This is a genomic window from Comamonas sp. SY3 (assembly GCF_041730275.1).
GTDB classification, from domain to species: Bacteria; Pseudomonadota; Gammaproteobacteria; order Burkholderiales; family Burkholderiaceae_C; genus Comamonas; species Comamonas sediminis.
Window position 1 is genome coordinate 320,641 of the sequence record NZ_JBGTYN010000003.1, and the last position, 21,084, is coordinate 341,724.

20 protein-coding genes are annotated in these 21,084 nt (G+C 64.6%); 6 read left to right on the top strand and 14 right to left on the bottom strand.

What is annotated here, in order from left to right; genetic code table 11:
- Window positions 1-39: 39 nt before the first annotated feature.
- The 9 genes from hutG to ACCQ08_RS06330 all read right to left on the bottom strand — a co-directional run bounded on the left by hutG (window position 40) and on the right by ACCQ08_RS06330 (window position 8,198).
- Window positions 40-867, bottom strand: coding sequence for an N-formylglutamate deformylase (hutG, locus tag ACCQ08_RS06290; RefSeq protein WP_373449230.1), 828 nt, complete (start codon window positions 865-867; stop codon window positions 40-42).
- Window positions 868-870: 3 nt separating this feature from the next.
- Window positions 871-2,268 (bottom strand): formimidoylglutamate deiminase, encoded by a 1,398-nt coding sequence (locus ACCQ08_RS06295; protein WP_373449231.1) that lies wholly within the window; start codon window positions 2,266-2,268, stop codon window positions 871-873.
- Between the two features lie 4 nt (window positions 2,269-2,272).
- Window positions 2,273-2,869 (bottom strand): HutD family protein, encoded by a 597-nt coding sequence (locus ACCQ08_RS06300; RefSeq protein ID WP_373449232.1) that lies wholly within the window; start codon window positions 2,867-2,869, stop codon window positions 2,273-2,275.
- Between the two features lie 10 nt (window positions 2,870-2,879).
- Window positions 2,880-3,656: an amino acid ABC transporter ATP-binding protein gene (locus ACCQ08_RS06305; RefSeq protein ID WP_312414731.1), complete on the bottom strand. Its 777-nt coding sequence runs from the start codon at window positions 3,654-3,656 to the stop codon at window positions 2,880-2,882.
- Complete coding sequence (locus tag ACCQ08_RS06310; RefSeq protein WP_239809994.1) at window positions 3,653-4,321, bottom strand: amino acid ABC transporter permease; 669 nt, start codon at window positions 4,319-4,321, stop codon at window positions 3,653-3,655. The genes ACCQ08_RS06305 and ACCQ08_RS06310 overlap by 4 nt, the downstream gene beginning before the upstream one ends.
- A 63-nt stretch (window positions 4,322-4,384) precedes the next feature.
- Entirely contained in the window at window positions 4,385-5,125 is a 741-nt protein-coding gene (locus ACCQ08_RS06315) for a transporter substrate-binding domain-containing protein (RefSeq protein WP_312414727.1), read from the bottom strand.
- 45 nt (window positions 5,126-5,170) lie between these two features.
- Entirely contained in the window at window positions 5,171-5,950 is a 780-nt protein-coding gene (locus ACCQ08_RS06320) for an IclR family transcriptional regulator (protein WP_239809996.1), read from the bottom strand.
- A 314-nt stretch (window positions 5,951-6,264) separates the two neighbouring features.
- A complete protein-coding gene (locus tag ACCQ08_RS06325) occupies window positions 6,265-6,999 on the bottom strand; it encodes a 16S rRNA (uracil(1498)-N(3))-methyltransferase (RefSeq protein ID WP_312414721.1) in 735 nt (244 codons plus the stop codon).
- Window positions 7,000-7,052: 53 nt separating this feature from the next.
- Window positions 7,053-8,198 (bottom strand): aminoglycoside phosphotransferase family protein, encoded by a 1,146-nt coding sequence (locus ACCQ08_RS06330; RefSeq protein WP_373449233.1) that lies wholly within the window; start codon window positions 8,196-8,198, stop codon window positions 7,053-7,055.
- Between the two features lie 123 nt (window positions 8,199-8,321).
- Here ACCQ08_RS06330 and ACCQ08_RS06335 point away from each other — a divergent pair, with 123 nt between their 5' ends.
- The 3 genes from ACCQ08_RS06335 (at window position 8,322) to rsmA (ending at window position 13,110) form a co-directional block, all read left to right on the top strand.
- The gene (locus ACCQ08_RS06335) at window positions 8,322-10,787 is read left to right on the top strand and encodes an LPS-assembly protein LptD (protein WP_373449234.1); all 2,466 of its coding nucleotides are present in this window, start codon (window positions 8,322-8,324) and stop codon (window positions 10,785-10,787) included.
- A 14-nt stretch (window positions 10,788-10,801) separates the two neighbouring features.
- Entirely contained in the window at window positions 10,802-12,211 is a 1,410-nt protein-coding gene (locus tag ACCQ08_RS06340) for a peptidylprolyl isomerase (RefSeq protein WP_239810000.1), read from the top strand.
- Between the two features lie 119 nt (window positions 12,212-12,330).
- The gene (gene rsmA, locus ACCQ08_RS06345; protein ID WP_312453390.1) at window positions 12,331-13,110 is read left to right on the top strand and encodes a 16S rRNA (adenine(1518)-N(6)/adenine(1519)-N(6))-dimethyltransferase RsmA; all 780 of its coding nucleotides are present in this window, start codon (window positions 12,331-12,333) and stop codon (window positions 13,108-13,110) included.
- Window positions 13,111-13,184: 74 nt separating this feature from the next.
- On the opposite strand, the gene ACCQ08_RS06350 is transcribed toward rsmA, so the two are convergent.
- The 3 genes from ACCQ08_RS06350 to ACCQ08_RS06360 form a co-directional block, all read right to left on the bottom strand.
- Complete coding sequence (locus ACCQ08_RS06350; RefSeq protein ID WP_027010748.1) at window positions 13,185-13,610, bottom strand: barstar family protein; 426 nt, start codon at window positions 13,608-13,610, stop codon at window positions 13,185-13,187.
- A 134-nt stretch (window positions 13,611-13,744) separates the two neighbouring features.
- Window positions 13,745-14,155 carry a ribonuclease gene (locus ACCQ08_RS06355; RefSeq protein WP_239810002.1) on the bottom strand — a complete coding sequence of 137 codons (411 nt, stop codon included), beginning with the start codon at window positions 14,153-14,155 and terminating at the stop codon, window positions 13,745-13,747.
- 326 nt (window positions 14,156-14,481) lie between these two features.
- A complete protein-coding gene (locus ACCQ08_RS06360; RefSeq protein ID WP_239810003.1) occupies window positions 14,482-16,794 on the bottom strand; it encodes an NADP-dependent malic enzyme in 2,313 nt (770 codons plus the stop codon).
- A 321-nt stretch (window positions 16,795-17,115) separates the two neighbouring features.
- Between ACCQ08_RS06360 and ACCQ08_RS06365 the strand changes: the two genes are divergently transcribed.
- The 3 genes from ACCQ08_RS06365 to ACCQ08_RS06375 all read left to right on the top strand — a co-directional run bounded on the left by ACCQ08_RS06365 (window position 17,116) and on the right by ACCQ08_RS06375 (window position 18,806).
- Complete coding sequence (locus ACCQ08_RS06365) at window positions 17,116-17,748, top strand: hypothetical protein (RefSeq protein ID WP_239810004.1); 633 nt, start codon at window positions 17,116-17,118, stop codon at window positions 17,746-17,748.
- A gap of 80 nt (window positions 17,749-17,828) precedes the next feature.
- A complete protein-coding gene (locus ACCQ08_RS06370; protein ID WP_373449235.1) occupies window positions 17,829-18,200 on the top strand; it encodes a hypothetical protein in 372 nt (123 codons plus the stop codon).
- A 72-nt stretch (window positions 18,201-18,272) separates the two neighbouring features.
- On the top strand, window positions 18,273-18,806 hold the full coding sequence (locus ACCQ08_RS06375) for an ureidoglycolate lyase (protein ID WP_373449236.1): 534 nt from the start codon (window positions 18,273-18,275) through the stop codon (window positions 18,804-18,806).
- A gap of 16 nt (window positions 18,807-18,822) precedes the next feature.
- Here the strand turns inward: ACCQ08_RS06375 and ACCQ08_RS06380 are convergent, their stop codons facing one another.
- Together ACCQ08_RS06380 and ACCQ08_RS06385 are read right to left on the bottom strand one after the other, a co-directional pair.
- The gene (locus ACCQ08_RS06380) at window positions 18,823-20,013 is read right to left on the bottom strand and encodes an amidase (protein WP_373449237.1); all 1,191 of its coding nucleotides are present in this window, start codon (window positions 20,011-20,013) and stop codon (window positions 18,823-18,825) included.
- Between the two features lie 41 nt (window positions 20,014-20,054).
- On the bottom strand, window positions 20,055-21,071 hold the full coding sequence (locus ACCQ08_RS06385; RefSeq protein ID WP_373449238.1) for an ABC transporter ATP-binding protein: 1,017 nt from the start codon (window positions 21,069-21,071) through the stop codon (window positions 20,055-20,057).
- Between the last annotated feature and the right edge of the window lie 13 nt (window positions 21,072-21,084).

A 21,084-nucleotide genomic window follows, 5' to 3' on the forward strand; every position in this document is an offset into this window, starting at 1 on the left:
GCCGTGCAAGCGCTGGATACCGCTTTGGAGGAGCCGGGATCAGCGTGCCGATTGCTGCACGTAGGCCAGCAAGGTCTCCACCATGCGGCGCACATGGGGCTGCACCTTGGCGGCTACGGCCGGCAGGTAGTCAAACGGCATGTGCTCCTGCATATAGCTGCTCTGCGTCATCTCCAGCTGGATGGCATGCACGTTCTGTGCCGGCTGGCCATAGTGGCGCGTGATGTAGCCGCCCTGGAAGCGGCCATTGAGCACGCTGGTGAAGCCGTCGGCCTCGCCTTTGCGCGCCTCGGCCAGCAGCGCCTCGCCCAGGCCTTCGCCGCAGCTGGCGCCCTTGTTGGTGCCCAGGTTCAGATCGGGCAGCTTGCCGTCAAAAAAGCGCGGCAGTACCGACTGGATCGAATGCGCATCCCACAGGCCCGCAGCGCCATGCTGGGCCTGGATGCGGGCCAGCTCGGCGGCCAGCTGGTCGTGGTAGGGCTTCCAGACCTGGTCACGGCGCTGGGCAATCTCGGCATCATCGGGCTGCAGCGCGGCGCTTTGGTAGACGGGGGTGTCGGCAAAGGTGTCCACCGGGCACAGGCCGGTCACGCTCTGGCCGGGGTAGAGGCTGGCGCCATCGGGGGGACGGTTCATGTCCACGACCAGGCGCGAATGCGTGGCCACCAGGGTCGAGGCGCCGATCTCCTGCGCAAAGGCGTAGAGCAGCGGCAGGTGCCAGTCGGTGTCATGGACCTCGCGCGCCTCGGGCGTAAAGCGCTCGGCCAGCGCCGGCGGCACATAGGTGCCCACATGGGGGAAGGAGATCAGCAGCGGCGCCGTGCCTTGGCGGAACTCGAAGGCGGCGCGGTCGGTTTCAAAATGCATGGATCATGGCTCCTGAAGAAGTTCGGTGCGCGCGGCGACAAAGCTGCGCTGCGCGCTGTGGTGCAGCGGGTGGCGGCCGTCGGCTACGCGGCACTGGCCGCCCACCCAGACACTGGCCACCGCACTGCTGCGGCTGCTGGCAAACACATGGGCATCGAGCTGCTCGGCCGCCGGCAAGCCGGCCAGCGCCAGGTGCTGGCCATCGAGCACCACCCAATCGGCCTGCTGGCCCACGGCCAGGCCAGCCACCGCGCGGCCGCTGGCCTGCGCGCCGCCCTGCACGGCCGCCAGCAGCATATGGCTGCCTACATGCGGCTGCTGCGTACTGGCCGCCACATTGCGCTGCTGCGATTGCAGGCGCTGGCTGTACTCCAGCATCATCAGCTCTTCGGCGGCATTGACGCCGATATGGCTGTCCGAGCCAATGCCCCAGCGGCCCGCGCCGGCCTGCCAGCGCGGCAGGTCGAAGATGCCGTCGCCCAGGTTGGCTTCGGTCAGCGGGCACAGGCCGGCCACCGCCTGCGAGGCGGCGGCGGCGGCGTATTCGGCCTCGTCCATGTGTGTTGCATGCACCAGGCACCAGCGCGCGTCCACCGGCATATGGTCCAGCAGCCAGGCCACCGGGCGCTGGCCGCTCCAGGCGACGCAGGCGTTGACCTCGGCCATCTGCTCGGCAATGTGGATGTGCACCGGCGCCTGGGCGCTCAGTGCATGCAGGCCCTGCACGGCCTCCTGCAAGGCCTGGGGCGCCACGGCGCGCAGCGAATGCGGTGCCAGGCCCAGCGCTGCGCCTTGGGCGCTGCAGGCCGGTGCCAAGGTTTCCAGCAGGCGCAGCATGTTGTCGGTGCTGCGGATGAAGCGTTTTTGTCCCTCATTGGGCGCCTGGCCGCCAAAACCGCTGTTCTGGTACAGCACCGGCAGCAAGGTGATGCCGATGCCCGCCGTCTGCGCCGCACGCAGCAGCGCCAGGCTCAGCTCGCCATCGGGCGCATAGGCCTGGCCATCGGGTCGGTGGTGCAGGTAGTGGAACTCGCAGACGCTGGTGTAGCCCGCTTCGAGCATCTCGATGTACAGCCAGGTGGCAATCGCCTCCAGGTGCTGAGGGCCCAGCCGGGCCGCAAAGCGGTACATCAGGTTGCGCCAGCTCCAAAAGCTGTCCTGCGCCTGGCCCCGGAACTCCGAGAGCCCGGCAAAGCCGCGCTGGAAGGCATGCGAATGCAAGTTGGGCATGCCCGGCAGCACCGGGCCGGCGGCCTGCGCCACGCCAGCGCAGCGGGCTGCCTCCACGCCCGTTTCGATGGAGGTAAAGCGGCCTTGCGCATCCCAGCGCAGCAGCACGTTCTGGGCCCAGCCGCTGGGCAGCAGGGCCTGGGCGGCAAACAGTTGGTTATGGGTATTCATCGCATCAGACACCGGCAGCTACCTCCTGCAGCGCGACGGCGATCAACCAGGCATCGTGGCTGCTCGCCTCCAGCTGCAATGGCTGGCCCAGCGCGGCGGTCCAGTACAGGCCGTCTTCGCCACCGGCCGTCAAGGTGGCCGACTGCGCAGGCAAGCGCCAGCTGCCCGCCCGCGCCAGCAGCAGGCCCTGGGCACTGGTCAGTGCCAGTCTGCCACCCCGGTGGATGGTGACCTGCGCCTGCACCCGGCCACGCCGGGTCATCACATTCAGATCCTGCGAGGCGCCGCCCAGCAGCTGGCAGTCCAGCGCCACATCGCCCGAAAACGCAAAAGGCTGCAGGCAGTGCTGCAGCAGGTGGTCCACGCTGCCATCGGCTGCTTGCAAATGCACGCCGTCACCGTCCAGCAAGGTGATGATGCGGTCGACGCCGGCAAAGGCCGAGAACGGCCCGCTGCTGGCAATTTGCGCAATGCTGATGCGCCAAGCAAAACTGTCGATACTTGCGCCAGGCGGCCAGCACAGCACCTCCTGGGTGGTACCGCCGCCGTTCTTCCATGGCGTAGCGGGCAGCGCGCTGCTGCTGAAAAATTGCATGCTCATAGCTACCCGTTTATTGCTTGGTCAACACGGCCTGCAAAAAGCTGCGCGTGCGCTCCTTGGTCGGGTTGCTGAAGATGGTCTGCGGATCGCCGGCTTCGATGATGCCGCCGCCATCCATGACGACAACCACATCGGCCACTTCCTTGGCAAAGCCCATTTCATGGGTCACCACCATCATCGTCATGCCTTCTGCGGCCAGCATCTTCATCACCTGCAGCACCTCGCCCACCAGTTCGGGGTCGAGCGCCGAGGTGGGCTCGTCAAACAGCATCACCTTGGGGCGCATCGCCAGCGCACGGGCAATCGCCACGCGCTGCTTTTGCCCCCCCGAGAGGCTGCCGGGCATCGCATCGGCCTTGTGGGCCAGGCCCACCTTTTGCAGCAGGTCATGCGCCAGCGCATCGGCATCCTTGCGGCTGAGGCCATGGAGCTTGCGCGGGCCCAGGGTCACGTTGTCCAGCACCGACAGGTGCGGGAACAGGTTGAAGGACTGGAACACCATGCCGACCTCTTCGCGCAGTGCGTTGAGGGCTTTCTCGGGCAGCATCTGGCCGTCCTGCACCAGGGTGCGGCCACAGATGTCGATGCGGCCGCCTTGCGGCGCCTCCAGCCCATTGCAGCAGCGCAGAAAGGTGCTCTTGCCCGAGCCGCTGGGGCCGATGACGACCACCACCTGTTTGGGCTTGACATCGAAGTCGATGCCGTCGAGCACGACATGCGTGCCATAGGCCTTGCGCAGGCCACGGATGCGGATCATGGATTCGGAATTCAACGGAGCTGCGGTCATTGCACCATGCCTCCAGCGCGCATGCGCTTCTCAAAATGGCGCAGTGCCAGGGTGGTCACGCCGGTCAACACAAAATAAATCACGGCAATCGCCAAATACACTTCCAGCGAGCGGTAGGACACGCTGATGATCTTCTGGCCCTGGTGCATCACATCGTGGATGGTCAGCAGCGAGACCAGCGCCGAGTTCTTGATCAGTGCAATGAACTCGTTGCCCAGCGGCGGAATCATCCGCACGATGGCCTGGGGCAGGATCACCGACAGCATGGCCTGGCCGGACGACATGCCGATGGAGCGCGCTGCCTCCATCTGGCCGCGGTCGATGGACTGGATGGCGCCACGCACCACTTCGGACACATAGGCGCCCGAGTAGATGCCCAGACCCAGCACGCCGCAGGCAAAGGCCGGCAGCATGATGTTGAACTGCGGCAGACCAAAGAACAGGATGAACAGCTGCACCAGGAGCGGCGTGCCCCGGATCACGGCCACATAGGCTGTGCAGATGCTGTAGATGATCCTGTTCTTGGGGTTGAGCCGGCCAATGCCGATCAGCAGACCCATCACGCAACCCAGCACCAGCGCTGCGGCCGTGATCTCCACCGTCACCGCTGCACCGCGCAGCAGATCGGGCCACCCTGCCCAGACGGGCGAAAAATCCAAATCCATAGTCAATCCTGTCGTCTCAGATCAGCGCACTGCCCGGGCAGCGCGCTGCGGCACCCATGCCGGTTACTTGCTGCCGGGGAACCACTTGTCCACGATGGCCTTGTAGCCGCCATCAGCCTTGAGCTGCTCGAGCGCCTTGTTCACCGCGGCGGTCAGCTCGGGCGTGTCCTTGCGGATGGCCATGCCGTATTCCTCGGTGGTGATCTGCTCGGCCAGCACCTTCATGCCGCCACGGGTGCGGTTGTACTGGAACGCAGCAGGCTTGCCGGTCACGGCGGCATCGGCGCGCCCGATATCCACCAGGTTGAACATTTCCTGGTTCTTTTCCACCTCGACGCGCTGCACCTTGGGGAAGTGTTCGGTCAGGTAACCCACGGACTTGGTGCCCACCTGCACGGACACCTTCTTGCCGTCCAGATCGCTCAGCTTGGTGATGGGGCTGCCTTCCTTGACCATCGCCACCAGGCCACCGGCGTAGTAAGGCTGGGTGAAGTCCACCACCTTCTTGCGCTCATCGGTGATGTAGATGGCCGAGACGGCCATGTCGTAGCGGCGGGCGATCAGACCGGGTACCAGGCCCTTGAAATCGATATCGATCCATTCGACCTTCTTGCCCATCTTGGCCGCAACGGCCTCGACGAGTTCGACGTCGAAGCCGGTCTTCTTGCCGTTTTCGACAAATTCCATCGGCGGGAAGGTGGCATCGGTGGCCACGCGCAGCACATTGTTCTGGGCAAAGGCAGCGCCTGCACCACAGGCCAGGGCGATCAAAGAGGTCTTCAAGACCAGGCGGCGGAAGTTCATGGGAGAGTCCTTTTTCAATTCAAGTACCAAGCAAAAATATCAATGTCATCCAGCCAGACTGCGGGAGATGCGGGCCGCTGCGGCCAACGTGGCCTGCACCAGCTGGGCCTGCTGGTGCTGCACACGCTGGTGGGGCGCCATCAGGCTGAGCGCCGCCACGGCGCGGCGGCCGCTGGCAAACACCGGCACGCTGCAGCCCCAGACACCGGCATCGACCTGGCCCACCGTGGTGATGTAGCCCTGCGTGCGCAGCTCCTGCAGCTCGGCAGCGGCTTCGGCGCGGGCGGGGGTGCCTTCGCCATAGTGCTGGTTCAGCAGCGCTTCGCGTTGCACGGCGGGCAGATAGGCCAGCACGCATTTGGCAGACGCCCCAACCTTCAGCGGCACGCTGCTGCCCTTGTCGAAGGAGCAGCGCAACGACAGCGGGCTTTCCACCATGTCCAGGCACACGGCCTGGCCATTGGCGGCGACCAGCAAACCTGCGCTTTCCTGGGTCTGCTGTGACAGCTGCACCAGTACAGGGCGGGCCACATGCACCAAATGGGAGCCATCATCAAAGCCCCGCGCCAGCTGCAGCCCCAGCGGCCCGGGCGCATACAGCGCACCGCTGTCGGCCACAAAGCCAAAGCGCTTGAGGCGCGCGAGCTGCCGGTACAGGCTGCTGCGGGGCAAACCCGTGCCCTGCATCAGCTCGTTGGCCGACAGCGGCCGCCCGGCGCAAGCCAGAACCGCCAGCACCTGCAGCACACGGTCGGCCGCCGACACCTCGGAACCCGGGGCATCCGCTGCCGTACGCTCGCCAACCAACAACTCTGAAGCATCCATTTGCAATTCCCATTCCTCGGGACTAATGACACAGATGATCTTGCAAGATCAATGCCAGAATTGTCGAATTGCTCTCTGAATAAATACCTAGCGCAAACCCTAGGTCGGAATTGAATGGAGAATTCAATTCCCATTTAATGGGAATTTGAAATGTAAAAAGCCCCAGCATGGTGCGGCGCTGGACGCGCAGGCGAACGCGACCGCTGCCTTGCAAGGCGGTGGACTGGGGGAACGGGGGAGTGGGTGGCAGCCCTTTGGCAGGGCCGCCGTTCGATCAGCGCTTGATCAGCACCTGGCCAGCGCCCAGACTGCGGTCAAAGGGCCGCCAGATAACCCAAAGCCGCCAGCGGCGCCGTCTCGGCGCGCAGCACGCGCGGGCCCAGGGTGACGGGCGCAAAGCCCTGGCCGCGTGCCAGTGCTTCTTCCGCAGGCGACAGGCCGCCTTCGGGGCCGGACAGAAAGACGAGGGGCTGCGTACCTGCTTGCTGCACCGCCTGGGCCAGCGGCTGCGTGCCCTCGGCCAGCGACAGCACCAGGCGCTGCGCATCGGCCAGGCTCCCGGCCTTGATCCATTGCGCCAGGTCCACCGGCGCATGGATGCGCGGCACCTGGTTGCGGCCACATTGCTCGCAGGCGCTCGCGGCAATCGCCTGCCAGCGCTCCTGGCGCTTGGTGGCGCGGTCGCCCTTGAGGCGGGTGACCGAGCGCTCGGCCTCCAGCGGCGTGATGCTGGCCACGCCCAGCTCGGTCGCCTTCTCCACCAGCCATTCCATGCGCTCGCCAGCGGTAATGCCGGCGAGCAGGTGCACGGCACGGGCCGCTTCGCGCTCGATGGCCGTGTGGCCCTCTATCTGCACGGTCACGTGGCTGCGGCCCATTTGCACGATGCTGGCGTCGTACTCGCCCGCCGGGCTGCCCGCCTCGCCGTTGAACAAGGTGATGTGCTCGCCGGGCTGCATGCGAAACACCTGCACATGGCGCGCAGCCTCGGGTGGCAGATCCAGGGTGGCGCCGGCGCGCAGCTCAACGGGGCAATAAAAACGGGGCATGGGGATCGGTCAAAGTGGACGGATGTCAGGGGCGGGTAGGTCAGGTCAGAGGCTCAGCCCCGGCCCATCATCCAGCCGCCTTGCTCCTCGATGCCTTCAATCTCATGGACCAGGCGCATCAGCGGCACCAGCTCGCGGTAGCGCGAGGCCGTCGCGCGGATGTAGTGGAGAAAGCGGGGCGCATCGGCCAGGTAGCGCGGCTTGCCGTCGCGCAGGGTCAGGCGGGCAAAGATGCCGGCCACCTTGAGGTGGCGCTGGATGCCCATCCATTCCACCGCGCGGTAGAAGTCCCCAAAATCCGCGCCAAAGCCCGACGGGCTGCCAGCGCCCAGCAGGCCCGCCTTGCGCGCCTTTTCCCAGTAGCGGATCGTGATGTCCACCACAAAATCCTCTTCCCAGCTGATGAAGGCATCGCGCATCAGGCTGGCGATGTCATAGGTGATGGGGCCGTAGAGGGCATCCTGGAAATCCAGCACGCCCAGCGGCGCGCCAGCGGTGGGCGGCACCATCAGGTTGCGCATCATGAAGTCGCGGTGCACGAACACCCGAGGCACCGACAGGTTCTGGGCCACGATCGCGTCAAAGGCGTTGTTGAGCACGGCCTGCTGCTTGTCGCTCAGCTGCACCTGGCGGTGCTGGGCGATGTACCAATCGGGGAACAGCTGCAGCTCGCGGCGCAGAATGGCCTCGTCATAGACCGGCAGCACGCCTTCACGCGATGCCTTCTGCCAGTCGACCAGAATATCCACCGCCTGCATGTACCACTGGTAGGCGGCCTGGGCATCGGGCGGCTGCAGCTTCTCGATCACCGTCTGCGTGCCCAGATCGGACAGCAGCATGAAGCCATGGGCGGCATTCCAGTCCAGCACCTCGGGGGCGTTGAGCCCTGCCTGGGCCAGCAAGGCCTGCACCTTCACAAAAGGTTCGCTGTTCTCCTTGTCCGGCGGCGCATCCATGATGATGCGCGTGCCACCCTGCAAGTCATCCACCCGCAAATAACGGCGAAAGCTCGCATCCGCCGATGCTAGGCGAACGCTCTCGGCGCGCAGACCATGGCTGGCCGATACCGCAGCAAGCCACTCGCCAAACTGTGTGGCGCGGGCAGCGTCTGCCCAAACCACTGGGGTAACGCCCTGTAAAGATTGCACGGTGCTGTCAGGCTGGGGTGCTACAGAAGGTGCAGCAATAGGGTCAGACATGGGGGAAATAGATTGGCTCATGGATAATGCAGATTCTACAAAGCCCTGCCGCCCGGCTGGGGCCCAGATCCAGATCCGTGTGCATGTATGCACCGCAGATGCACAGGCCAGTGGCTATTTCCCATGGATATTCACGCTTTCACCGATGTGGCGCCAGCCTCGCCCCGCCCCGCTGGCGCCGCCGCAGGGCTGCGCGCGCGCGCAGGCAAGCCCCCATCGCCCCGCACCTTGTCCCTCTCCGCACCCCGCTTTTCTCCGACCGCCATTGCCGGCTTGTGCATGGCCATGCTCTGGGCCTCGCCGGCGCTGGTTCTGGCCCAGACGTCCGCTGACAGCGATGACGCCGGCCTGGTGCTGCGCGCCAGCCCCCGGCTGCAGGAGAACCTGAGCTCCGAGCAGCGCGGCAAGATGCCGGTCTACCTTGAAGGCGATGAACTCACCGGTCAGACGGCAGACATGACCACCGTCACCGGCAATGCCAGCCTGCGCCGCGCCGACACGATGATCCGCGCCGACCGTCTGCGCTTTTACGAGCCCAGCAATACCGCCTATGCCGATGGCAATGTGCACATCAACCGTGCAGGCAGCGTGTTTGACGGCACCGAGCTGCAGATGCAGCTCGATTCCAACGAAGGCTTCTTCAAGGACGCCTACTACCGCCTGCTGCCCAACAACGGCTATGGCGTGGCCTCGCGTGTGGATTTCATCGACCGCGAACGCTCGGTCGTGCATGAAGGCACCTATACCACCTGCCAGCGCAACGATGAAGCCAGCTGGCAGCCGGACTGGATCATCCGTGCTGAAAAAATCAGCATCGACAACCTCGAAGAAGTCGGTGTCGCCGAGAACGGCGTGCTTGAATTCAAAGGCGTGCCGATCATCCCCATCCCCAAGATGAGCTTTCCCCTATCGGAAAAGCGCAAATCGGGCCTGCTGCCGCCGACGATGTCGCTCGACAGCGACAGCGGCTTCACCTACGCCCAGCCCTATTACTGGAACATCGCACCCAACCGCGACGCGACGATCACGCCGACGGCGATGGTCAAACGCGGCCTGGCGCTGGGCGGCGAGTTCCGCTACCTCGAACCCACCTACTACGGCACGCTGGCGGGCCTGTACATGCCCGGCGACCGCCTGCGCGACCGCGACCGCTGGTCCTGGCTGTGGCAGCACATCGGCAGCATCGACACGCCGATCGGCGGCGTGGGACTGAACATCAACGCCAAACGCGTCAGCGACTCCGACTACTGGCGTGACTTCCAGGGCAACAGCTACAAGCTCAACGAGCGCCTGCTCAACAGCGAAGCGTCGGCCAGCTGGTCGCGTGACGACCACAGCCTGCTGCTGCGTGCACAAAAGTGGCAGACCTTGCAGGACCCGCTCTCGCCGATCGTGCCGCCGTATGACCGCATGCCCCAGCTGCAGTACCGCTACACGCCGCAAAACCTGCCGCTGGGTTTGGAAGGCTCGATCGAGGCCGATGCCACGCGCTTCCGTGCCGACACCAGCCTGCTCAACCAGCCCAATGCCGACCGGGGCTATGTGCAGGCCGAGCTGAGCCGCCCCTTCATTGCGCCGCAGGGCTACATCACGCCCAAGCTGATGCTCAATACCCGGCACTACAACTTTGACAACTCGGGCCTGGCCACCGTCAGCAGCGCCAGCATCACGGTGCCCACCGTGAGCCTGGACAGCGGCCTGACCTTTGAGCGCAGCACGCGGCTGTTTGGCCGCAACCTGATCCAGACACTGGAGCCGCGCGCCTTCTACACCTACACGCCCTACCGCGATCAGAGCATGATCCCGGTCTACGACACGGCGCCCTACGATTTCAGCTTTGCGACCATCTTCAGCTCGAACTCGTTCAGCGGCTACGACCGCATTGCCGACAACAACATGCTGACCGTCGGCGCCACCACGCGTTTCCTCGATGCCGAAACCGGCACCGAGGCGGCGCGCTTTGGCATCGCCCAGCGCCTGCGCTTCTCGGACCAGCGCGTGGTCATGCCAAATGCCAGCCCGGTCAACGAGCGCTGGTCGGACATCATGCTGGGCGCCGGCATCAACTGGACGCCCAAATGGGGTTTCGACACCACGGTGCAGTTCAATCCCGACAGCGGCCGCTCGGTGCGATCGACGATGCAGGCGCGCTACAAGCCGGGCGACTACAAGACCTTGGCGCTGGCCTACCGCTACCAGGCACAGAACAGCGAGCAGATGGACCTGGGCTGGCAGTGGCCGGTCGATGAAATCTTTGGCTCCAAGGGCAAAAAAGCCAAGGGTGAAGGCCGCTGGTACACTGTGGGCCGCTTGAACTACAGCATGCGCGACAAGAAACTGGTGGACTCGGTGGTGGGCGTGGAATACGCCGGATGCTGCTGGAGCAGCCGCATCGTGCTCCAGCGTTTGCAGAACTCGCTGGTGCAGTCCAACACCAAGCTGCTGTTCCAGATGGAATTCACTGGCCTGACCAAACTCACGCTGGGCGCTGACCCGCTGGCCAGCATGCGCGAAAACGTGCCCGGCTACCAGTCCCTGCCCAGCGGCAACGGCTCCGCAGTGCCCAGCCGTTTCAGCAATTACGATTGAAGCATTCCCTGACCATGAAACAACGCATTCTCTCTTTGAGCGTGGCCTGCAGCCTGGCCTTGCTGGCTGGTGCCGGCGCGGCGCAAGGCATCAAGGCTGGCAGTGACGGCGCATCCGCCGGCATGCGTGCCCCCGGCACCGGCCGGGGCGCGCCCACGGCAGCCGCACCTGCTGCTGCGCAGCGCAATGCCAGTGCGCCCCGCTCGGCGGACTTCATCGTCGCGGTCGTCAATTCCGAGCCGGTCACCAATGTCGAGGTGCAGCAGCAGTTCGAACGCCTGCGCGCCCAGGCCGAGGCCAACAACATGCCGGCCGAAGCCGCTCGCCGCCAGGCACTCGAGATGCTGATCGGCCAGAAGATCCAGCTGCAGATGGCTGCCGAGCGCAACATCACGGTGGACAACTTTGCGGTGCAGCAGGCCGAAGAGTCGGTCGCCCGCCAGAACAGCATGACCATGCCCGAGCTGCGCCGCCGCCTGGCCAGCGAAGGTATTCCCGAAGCCCAGTTCCGCTCCGATCTGAAAAAGCAGCTGGTGATCCAGAAGCTGCGCGAGGCCGAAGTCGACTCCAAGGTGCGCGTCAGCGACCTGGAGATCGACCAGTACCTGCGCGAGCAGAAGGCCAAGGCAGGCCTCGCCGGCGCGGCCACCCAGCTCAACCTGGGCCACATCCTGATCACCGTGCCGGAAAACGCCAGCGAAGACCAGGTCAAGCAGCTGCAGGCCAAGGCCCAGCAGGCGGCCGACAAGATCCGCGCAGGCGAAGACTTCAATGCGGCCGTGGCCGAGTTCTCCGATGTGCCCGACGGCAAGGGCGGTGGTGCCATGGGCCTGCGCCCGGCCGACCGCTATCCGGAGCTGTTCGTCAAGGCCACCCAGGCCACGCCACAGGGCGCCATTGCCGGCCCGGTGCGCTCGCCCGCCGGTTTCCACATCCTGAAGGTGCTGGAGAAGACCAGCGGCGAAGTCCCCGCGATCGTCACCCAGAGCCATGCACGCCACATCCTGCTGCGCCCCAGCCCGCAGCTGAGCGAAGCCCAGGCCGTTGAGCGCCTGGAAGACTACCGCCGCCGCGTGCTGGCCCACCAGGACACGTTTGAAGACCTGGCCAAGCGCTATTCCGAAGACGGCAGCGCCAAGGAAGGCGGCGACCTGGGCTGGGCCAGCCCGCGCAAGTTTGTGCCTGAGTTCGAAGAAGCGCTCAACGCCTTGCAGCCCGGCGAGATCAGCCAGCCCATTGCCAGCCGCTTCGGTATTCACCTGATCCAGCTGCTGGAGCGCCGCGAAGCCAAGCTCAACCAGCGCGAGCAGCGTGACATGGTGCGCTCCATCGTGCGTGAGAACAAGCTCGAACAGGCGTTCAACACCTGGGCACAGGAAGCCCGTGCACGCGCCTACGTGGAATACCGCGAGCCGCCCCAGTAACAGCCCGGATGCCCCGGGCGCGATGACCCTGCCCGGCGCTGTGGCGCTGGGGCGGTGTCATCATCCGGCCCTCGGCAAGCCACTTTTAGAGCGGTGCTTTCGCACCGCTTTGTCATTGCATGAAACACATTCCCCGCAAGCGCTTTGGCCAGAACTTCCTGACCGATCGCGCCGTCATCGACGCGATCGTCGACGCCATCAACCCGCTGCCCGGCCAAACGGTGGTGGAGATCGGCCCCGGCCTGATGGCGCTGACCCAGCCGCTGGTCGAGCGCCTGGGCAAGCTCAGCGTCATCGAGCTGGACCGCGACCTGGCCGTGCGGCTGCGCACGCACCCGCAGCTCGACGTGGTCGAGTCCGATGTGCTGAAGGTGGACTTCCGCGCGCTGGCCCAGCGCCTGGGCGTGGCCAAGCTGCGCGTCGCCGGCAACCTGCCCTACAACATCTCCAGCCCCATCCTGTTCCACCTGCTCGAACAGGTCGATGTGGTCGAAGACCAGCACTTCATGCTGCAAAAAGAGGTCATCGACCGCATGGTGGCCGCGCCTGCCACCTCGGACTATGGGCGCCTGACGGTCATGCTGCAGTGGCGTTATGCGATGGAGAACGTACTGTTCGTGCCGCCCGAGAGCTTTGACCCACCCCCCAAGGTCGACAGCGCCGTGGTGCGCATGGTCCCGCGCGCGCAACCCGCCCAGCTGGATGCCAGGCTGCTCGAAGAGCTGGTGCGCGTCGCCTTCAGCCAGCGCCGCAAGATCCTGCGCAATACCCTGGGCAAATGGCTGGAGGACAAAGGCTATGGCGGCAGCTTTGATCTGCAGCGCCGCGCCGAAGAAGTACCGGTTGCCGAATACGAGCAAGCGGCCGCCAGCCTGTCGGCCGCACCCAACGCTGCCTGACCTTGAAGCAGCCCCGCCCCCAAGCAAAACGCCCGGCTTGCGCCGGGCGTTTTTCTGGGGAATCAGGACGCCGATCAGAGGAAAGAGTAAAAACAGCGAAACGGCACCTTGCGTTCGGCCCAGTACTCGGCCGCATCGCGGAACACATCGAGCAGCTGCTCGCGCGCCTCGCGGTCGAACTTCATCGCAGTGGGGATCTGGTCCAGCACCACGACAAAACCGGGCTGGGGCCCGCTCTTGTGCAAAGGGTCCGTCAGGCAGTCGAACAGCGCATCGAAGTTCTTGCCATAGTGCGACGGAAAATAGAACTGCATGCCAATCAACTCGAGCACATCGGCCTTGGACAGCGCATGCGCCAGATTGGCGTACAGGAAGTGCTGCCCCAGGTTCTGGGCTGCGTCGCGCAGGTCTTCCAACCGGTAGGCACGGATGGCCTGCACGATGTTCGGACGCACGAAACGCAGCGATGTATCTTGTACCTGACGAAGTGGAGTGTCCATCTCCGTTGCTCTTTCCATTAGCATTTTTTAAAAACCACACCCCATCCTGGGGCTCATTGGGCATTGTTGACTTAGCACATCACTGAGCGCAAGACATCTCTTGCGGAAAAGCGACATAGGAGGAATCTGACTGGCTAATTCACAATGCGCCGAAAGCTGCTGTAGTGATCCTGGGTGTAGTAGCAAGTATCGGGCATTGTGGCGACCTGACCGCCACAAATGATGCGGCGCGCCCCGCGATCGCGGGAGCCGGGTGTCTTGACCGTGTATTCCCGGTAGTAACCCCGCTTCTGCCTGGGCAGTATGCGTTCACGGTTACCAAATACCGAGCCGTCCTTGTCATAGGGAAAAGGGCCGCCGTCGAGGATCAGCGCATAGGTTTTGCGGCCTTGGGGCGGCAATTCGGCTACGGCTACCACCGGCCCATCGAATGCAGAAGTCCCGCTACCGCGGGCCTGCACGACAGGCGGCAACACCGCCAAGACCGCAGCAAGCACACCAGCCTTCACAGACGAGCGGGCCAGATAACCCCATGCTTTGAGCATCAACAACACCTTTCAGAACCAGGGATTCTCTGCACCACCTGCGCCCAGGGAACGGGCGCGGATAGGGAGGAGACGCAAGACGTCTTTTTGCAGCCCATAGCGAGCTATTGACAAGGAAGACAACGCCGCGAATCGCCCGTGCCCGCAGTCCGGCCATGGCAGGGAGTTTTGCGGAGAATTCCTAGACTCACCGAAAGTTCAGCCGGTCAGTGTGACGGATTGCCCCCCAAAATGCAAGAAGCCTGCCCAAAATTTGAGCAGGCTTCTCAGTATTTAACCGCAGCAAGTGCTGCGGAATCAGCGCAACTTAGCCACAAATAGCAGCATCAACGCGCAAAATTCGCGTCCGCCACCGCAACTGCAGTCATATTGACAATGCGGCGCACCGTCGCGCTCGGGGTCAAAATATGCACCGGCTGGGCGGCGCCCAGCAGAATGGGGCCAATGGCGATATTGCCGCCTGCGGCTGTCTTGAGCAGGTTGTAGCTGATATTGGCCGCATCGATATTGGGCAGCACCAGCAGATTGGCGTTACCGACCAGGGGGCTCTCGGGCATGATGCTGGCGCGCTGCTTCTGGTCAATGGCCACATCGCCATGCATTTCGCCATCCACTTCCAGCCACGGGGCCTGGATGCGCAGCAGCTCCAGGGTCTGGCGCATCTTGACGGCGCTGGGCTGGTTGCTGGAGCCAAAGTTCGAGTGCGACAGCAGTGCGGCCTTGGGTTTGATACCAAAGCGCATCATCTCCTCGGCCGCCATGATCGTGATCTCGGCGAGCTGCTCGGCCGTCGGGTCGTAGTTCACATGGGTGTCCACCAGGAAGACCTGGCGCTCGGGCAGCAGCAGGCCGTTCATGCAGGCATAGGTGGCAGTGCCGGCACGCTTGCCAATGACCTGGTCGATGTAGTGCAGGTGGATCGCAGTGTTGTTCCAGGTGCCGCAGATCAGGCCATCGACCTCGCCCTTGTGCAGCAGCATGCAGCCGATCAGGGTCAGGCGGCGGCGCATTTCGATCTTGGCGATCGGCACCGTCACGCCCTTGCGCTCGGCCATGCGGTGGTACGACTGCCAGAAATCACGGTAGCGGTCGTCATGCTCGACGTTCACCACATCGTAGTCTGTGCCTTCCTTCAGGCGCAGGCCAAATTTCTCGATGCGCTGGGCAATGATGGCGGGGCGGCCGATCAAGGTGGGGCGCGCCACGCGCTCGTCCACGACGATCTGGGCCGCACGCAGGATGCGCTCCTCCTCGCCCTCGGCGTAGGCAATGCGCTTCTTCGCCGCCCGCTTGGCCGCCATGAAGATGGGCTTCATCGCCGTGCCGGAGGCGTAGACGAAGGTCTGCAAGTGCTCGCGGTAGGCATCCATGTCCTGGATCGGGCGCTCGGCCACGCCGCATTCCGCTGCTGCCTGCGCCACAGCCGGCGCAATCTTCATCATCAGGCGCGGGTCAAACGGCTTGGGGATCAGGTACTCGGGGCCAAACGACAGGTCCTGGCCGGCATAGGCGTTGGCGACCTCTTCGGTCTGCTCGGCCTGGGCCAGGTCGGCGATCGCATGCACCGTGGCGATTTCCATCTCGGTGGTGATCGTCGTCGCGCCACAATCGAGTGCACCCCGGAAGATATAGGGAAAGCACAGCACGTTGTTGACCTGGTTCGGGTAGTCCGAACGGCCGGTCGCCATGATGATGTCGTCGCGCACGCCCTTGGCGTCTTCCGGCGAGATCTCGGGGTTGGGGTTGGCCAGCGCAAAGATGATGGGGCGCACCGCCATGCGCTGCACCATATCGGGCTTGAGCACACCGCCCGCCGACAGACCCAGGAACACATCGGCGCCATCGATCACCTGCGACAACGTGCGCTTGTCGGTTTCCTGAGCGAAAAGCTCCTTATCTTCGTCCATCAGCTCGGTACGGCCCTTGTAGACCACGCCGACGATGTCGGTGACCATCACGTTCTCGCGCTTCAGGCCGATCTCCAGCAGCAGGTTCAGGCAGGCCAGCGCCGCAGCGCCCGCGCCGGACGCCACCAGCTTCACGTCCTCGATCTTCTTGCCGGCCACCTTGAGCGCATTGACCATGGCTGCCGCGACAGTGATGGCCGTGCCGTGCTGGTCATCGTGGAAGACCGGGATCTTCATGCGCTTGCGCAGCTCGCGTTCCACATAGAAGCACTCGGGCGCCTTGATGTCTTCCAGGTTCACGGCGCCAAACGTGGGCTCCAGTGCTGCGATCACATCGACCAGCTTCTGGGGGTCTTTTTCGTTGATTTCGATGTCAAAAACATCAACGCCGGCAAACTTCTTGAATAGAACGCCCTTGCCTTCCATCACGGGCTTGGAGGCCAGCGCACCGATATCGCCCAGGCCCAGCACCGCTGTGCCATTGGAGATCACCGCGACCAGGTTGCCCCGGCTGGTGTATTTGAAGGCTGCAGCCGGGTCCTTGACGATCTCTTCGCAAGGCGCCGCGACACCGGGCGAATAAGCCAGCGCCAGGTCATGCTGGTTGGCCATCGGCTTGGTGGCGGCAATCGCCACCTTGCCGGGGCGGGGAAACTGGTGGTACTCCAGTGCGGACTGGCGCAGCAGTGCGCGCTTGTCGACAGCAGTGGGGGTTGAATTCTTCTCAGTCATGGCGGTCTCCGGCATCACGCAGCGTTCACTACGAAAAACGGCTGGAACATGCTGCCATCTGCATGCATGTCCCAACAGTATGTCCAAGGGCCCAGATCGGTGTCCGCACAGCCGACAGCTGTGGATCGTATACAAGGCACGCTCCATTCTAGGCGCAGGCTAAAAATCAAGTATTCCAGTCGCCGACTAGAACTATGAAAAAGATTTATAGCTTTTTCCACCTTATGCATAGATAGCGCAAACGGTTCCACTGCTGCCAGAAGCGAAGGTCTACAATGGCTCACGTTTGCGCTATATAGGCTCCGCAAGGGCTCATTTGTCATGGATTTAATGCTTCTGGTCGTTCTCATCTTGGGCGTGAGCTTTGTGCTGCGTGCCAAGGCCCAAAAGCAGCGCATCGCCTTGTTGGCCCAATATTTGCGTAATTACGACATTGAAAAGCTGATGGAGCGCCTCGTCAGCAGCTATATGCGTGCGCTCGATGAGAAAGACAGCAACCGCCAGCAGCAAATCTGGGAGCTGCAGGCATCGGTAGAAAACAGCCTGGCCAGCCAGTTCAGCAGCTTTGCCGATACGCTGGCCAAGGCGCCCGAGCCCGCCAACGGCGCCAGCTTCAAGATCAGCACCCAGGCTTTCTACTTTCCGTTCTCGCACCTGCTGGAAAAATTGCAGGGCAACCGCCATTCCTTTGACCTGCGCACCGCCATTCGCCTGCATGCTGACGGCATCGCCCGCGTGGTCGCCAACACGGCCGGCCGCAGCCCCAAGGACCGCGCTTTTACGCTGTTGGCCGAGATGTACCTGATGCAGCACACCTGCCACTGGTACTGCAAATCCAAGGCCGTCGCATCGGCGCGCATGCAGCTGCGCAACCAGACCACCTACGAGCAGGTCATCCAGAGCGTGTCGCCCGAGACGCGCAATGCCTATCTGGCGCTGCTGGGCGAGCGCTGATGTTCGCCATTGGCTGACAGCTGGGCGCAGCGCCAGCGGCGACAATCAGCGGATTGACACCACCAACCCAGGGAAAGCCCATGCCAGCCATTCCAACCCGTCTTGCCGCCCTGGCAGCCGTTGTTGCCACCGCCAGCCTGCTCAGCGCCTGTGACGAGCGTCCCGGACCGATGAAGCCCATCTCCGGCACCGTCGCGGCATCGCGCCAGCCCCTGCCTGACAAGCCGCTGTTCAACGCGCCCATTGTGGATACGCACTCGGTGCTGCCCCATGCCAAGGCCGACAAACACGACCCACTGCCCCCGGCTGTGCCGCTGGCCTCGGCCGACGACCCCAAGGCCTCCAACGGCGGCACGACGGCTGAAGGCGGCAGTGTGAACCCCTCTGCCGGCATGGGCGCCGTCATCACCGACAGCAAGGGCGCGCAGCACGAAGCGGATGGCAAGCCATAAGACGCAAGAAGCGGTTCATGGGGACGGCCGCCACCTTGGCTCTCAGGCACCATCCTTGCTAGCTAGCAGTTCATGACCTCAGCCCCCCACATGCCCGCGCTGATCCTGGAGGCCCGGCCTCTGACGGCGCACAATTTCTCGGCCTTTGGCACCGTTATCGGCCTCGCCGACCCGAGCCTGCCCAGCCAGCCCATCAACCAGGGCAATGCGTTGCGCTATGACCTGCTGCCCGATCTGCAGCTGACGGCGCAGGGCGGCTGGCCCATGCTGGCACTGTTCCGTGCGCAGGCGCGGCAGTTTCCGCTCATGGTGACCGAGGTGGAATGCCATGCGCTGGGCAGCCAGAGCTTTGTGCCGCTGGGCACGCAGCGCTTTGTCGTGGTCGTGGCCGCTGCCGGCCCGGCCCCCAAGGCTGCGGATCTGCAGGCCTTTGTGACCGATGGCCGCCAAGGCATCGTGCTGGCACCCGGCACCTGGCACCATGCCCTGCTCGCCGTCGAGGGCGGCGATTTTGCCGTCATCGAGCGGCGCGCCGATGCGCTGGACTGCCGCTGCGAAGCGATCAGCGAGCCGCTGCAGGTCCGCCTGCCGGCTGACCTGGCCTAAGAACCTGTTCTAAGGCTTAAGCAGCAGCGGCCGCCGCCAGCTGCTGCGCAATGGCGATCAAGCTGCGGTCCGTGCCTGCCGGGCCGAGCAGCGAGATACCCAGCGGCGCGCCGCCGCGGCTGGCCAGAGGCAGTGAAATTTGCGGAAAGCCGGACAATCCGGCCAGGCACAGCATCTGCACCGCCTGGTTGCGGTAGGCCTCCAGCGATGCCTCGTCTGCGGTTCGCAGCGGCGCAATATCGGGCATGGTCGGCATCACCAGCACGCCATCGCTGCCCAGCACATCGGCCAGATGCTGGCGGAAACGCGTGCGGAACTGCTCGGCCTGCTGCACCTGCGCATCGGTCACTTGGCGCGACCAGTCAAAGCGCTCCTTCACACCCGGGCCCAGCACGGGCGCATAGCGGCTGATGAAGGCGCCATCGGTCATCCAGGCCTCACGGCCCTGGATGTAGCGAAAGCTCCAGTACATCGCATCAAAGGAATCGAGCACGGTCGTGCAGTCCTGCGCGCGGCCCAGCAGCTGCGTGATCTGCTGCAGCGCCCCGTCCCAGGCCGGGCGCACCGCGCTGTCCACCAGACCCCAGACGTCGCTGGGCATCAGCAAACGCGGGCGCGCAGGCAACGGCGTGGTGTCGGGCGCCATCAGCACATCGGCCACGCGGGCAAAGGTCAGGGCATCGCGCGCAAACCAGCCGCAGGAGTCCAGGCTGTGGCACAGCGCCAGAGCCGATTCCAGGCTCACCCGGCCATGCGTGGGCCGTATGCCATACAGGCCGCAGTGGCTGGCAGGCGCGCGCACCGAGCCGCCCGTGTCCGTGCCCAGCGCAAAATCGCAGAGCCGGCTGGACACCGCCGAAGCCGAGCCCGACGACGAACCCCCGGTGATGCGCTCGGGCGCGTTGCCGTTGATCGGCGCGCCAAAGTGGGCATTGTTGCCGTTCATCGAGAACGCCAGCTCGTCGGTCACTGTCTTGCCCGCCAGCGCCGCGCCTGCATCGAGCAGCTTCTGCACCGTGGGCGCCGTCTGCGTCTTGATGCCGGACAGGGCCAGCAGCAGCGGGTTGCCGCCACCGGTCGGGTAACCGGCAATGTCGAACAAGTCCTTCACCCCAAAGTACAGGCCGCTGAGCGGGCCGGTGCCCGCATGGCACACGGGCACATCGGGGTAGGGAACAAAGGCATGGGCAGGGTCGTGCAAGGGCATGGTGGAGTCAGTCCTGGGCAAAAAAATGGAAATGCAGTGGCCTACGCGGCGGCCAGCACGTTGGGCGCATAGGCCGCCGCCGTTGCAGTGTGCACGCAGCGCGCCATATGGCCAGGCGCCAGCGTGACCGGTGCCGGCACCGCTTGCAGGCACGCGGCTGTGGCCAGCTTGCAGCGCGGCGCAAAGGCGCAGCCCGGTGGGATGGCGGTCAGATCGGGCGGCGCGCCGGCAATGGTCTGCAGCGGTTGGCCGCGCTCCATCGCGCCGTGCGAACGGCTTTGCAGCAAGGCCATGGTGTAGGGGTGGCGCGGGCTGCGGATCAGCTGTTCGGCCGTGCCTTCTTCGACAATCCGGCCGGCATACATCACCGCAATGCGGTCGGCCACTTCCACCGCCGCACCAATATCGTGGGTCACAAACACAATGCCCAGGCCCAGCTCACGCTGCAGCTCACGCAGCAGCAGCAGGATCTGGATCTGCACCGTCGCATCCAGCGCGGTGGTGGGCTCGTCGGCCAGCAGCACCTGGGGGTTGCAGGCCAGCGCCAGCGCAATCATCGCCCGCTGGCGCATGCCGCCCGACATCTCATGCGGGTAGGCCTTGAGGCGCTGCTCGGGGCTGGGAATGCGCACCCGCTCAAACAACGCCAGCGCACGCTGCTGCGCCTCGGTCTGGCTCACGCGCTCGTGCCGGCGTATGGCTTCGACAATCTGCGCACCCACCGGGTAGACCGGGTCCAGCGCCAGCAACGGGTCCTGAAAAATCATCGCGCAGGTCTTGCCGCGAAAGTCGTTGAGCGCGCCGCCGCGCAGCGCCAGCACATCCTGGCCTGCGACCTGGATCTGGCCCTTCATCGTGGTCTTGCGCTCGGGGTGCAGGCGCAGCAGGCTGCGCAGGGTCACGCTCTTGCCGGAGCCGGATTCGCCAATCAGCGCAACCGCTTCGCCCTTGGCGACCGACAGGCTCACGCCGCTGACGGCCTGGACCACTTTCTTGCCGCTGGCAAACTGCACATTCAGGTCCTGGATCCGGACCAGTGGAGGAGAGGCTGTGTTCATCGTGGTGCTCCGG

Bases quoted from the DNA above. Each gene is read 5' to 3' on its own strand.
- ACCQ08_RS06365 (WP_239810004.1), top strand. From the start codon at position 17,116: ATGGATTTAATGCTTCTGGTCGTTCTCATCTTGGGCGTGAGCTTTGTG.
- ACCQ08_RS06340 (WP_239810000.1), top strand. From the start codon at position 10,802: ATGAAACAACGCATTCTCTCTTTGAGCGTGGCCTGCAGCCTGGCCTTG.
- ACCQ08_RS06310 (WP_239809994.1), bottom strand. From the start codon at position 4,321: ATGGATTTGGATTTTTCGCCCGTCTGGGCAGGGTGGCCCGATCTGCTG.
- ACCQ08_RS06325 (WP_312414721.1), bottom strand. From the start codon at position 6,999: ATGCCCCGTTTTTATTGCCCCGTTGAGCTGCGCGCCGGCGCCACCCTG.
- ACCQ08_RS06295 (WP_373449231.1), bottom strand. From the start codon at position 2,268: ATGAATACCCATAACCAACTGTTTGCCGCCCAGGCCCTGCTGCCCAGC.
- ACCQ08_RS06305 (WP_312414731.1), bottom strand. From the start codon at position 3,656: ATGACCGCAGCTCCGTTGAATTCCGAATCCATGATCCGCATCCGTGGC.
- ACCQ08_RS06385 (WP_373449238.1), bottom strand. From the start codon at position 21,071: ATGAACACAGCCTCTCCTCCACTGGTCCGGATCCAGGACCTGAATGTG.
- ACCQ08_RS06320 (WP_239809996.1), bottom strand. From the start codon at position 5,950: ATGGATGCTTCAGAGTTGTTGGTTGGCGAGCGTACGGCAGCGGATGCC.
- ACCQ08_RS06300 (WP_373449232.1), bottom strand. From the start codon at position 2,869: ATGAGCATGCAATTTTTCAGCAGCAGCGCGCTGCCCGCTACGCCATGG.
- ACCQ08_RS06335 (WP_373449234.1), top strand. From the start codon at position 8,322: ATGGATATTCACGCTTTCACCGATGTGGCGCCAGCCTCGCCCCGCCCC.
- ACCQ08_RS06330 (WP_373449233.1), bottom strand. From the start codon at position 8,198: ATGTCTGACCCTATTGCTGCACCTTCTGTAGCACCCCAGCCTGACAGC.
- ACCQ08_RS06360 (WP_239810003.1), bottom strand. From the start codon at position 16,794: ATGACTGAGAAGAATTCAACCCCCACTGCTGTCGACAAGCGCGCACTG.
- hutG (WP_373449230.1), bottom strand. From the start codon at position 867: ATGCATTTTGAAACCGACCGCGCCGCCTTCGAGTTCCGCCAAGGCACG.
- ACCQ08_RS06380 (WP_373449237.1), bottom strand. From the start codon at position 20,013: ATGCCCTTGCACGACCCTGCCCATGCCTTTGTTCCCTACCCCGATGTG.
- ACCQ08_RS06350 (WP_027010748.1), bottom strand. From the start codon at position 13,610: ATGGACACTCCACTTCGTCAGGTACAAGATACATCGCTGCGTTTCGTG.
- rsmA (WP_312453390.1), top strand. From the start codon at position 12,331: ATGAAACACATTCCCCGCAAGCGCTTTGGCCAGAACTTCCTGACCGAT.
- ACCQ08_RS06370 (WP_373449235.1), top strand. From the start codon at position 17,829: ATGCCAGCCATTCCAACCCGTCTTGCCGCCCTGGCAGCCGTTGTTGCC.
- ACCQ08_RS06355 (WP_239810002.1), bottom strand. From the start codon at position 14,155: ATGCTCAAAGCATGGGGTTATCTGGCCCGCTCGTCTGTGAAGGCTGGT.
- ACCQ08_RS06315 (WP_312414727.1), bottom strand. From the start codon at position 5,125: ATGAACTTCCGCCGCCTGGTCTTGAAGACCTCTTTGATCGCCCTGGCC.
- ACCQ08_RS06375 (WP_373449236.1), top strand. From the start codon at position 18,273: ATGACCTCAGCCCCCCACATGCCCGCGCTGATCCTGGAGGCCCGGCCT.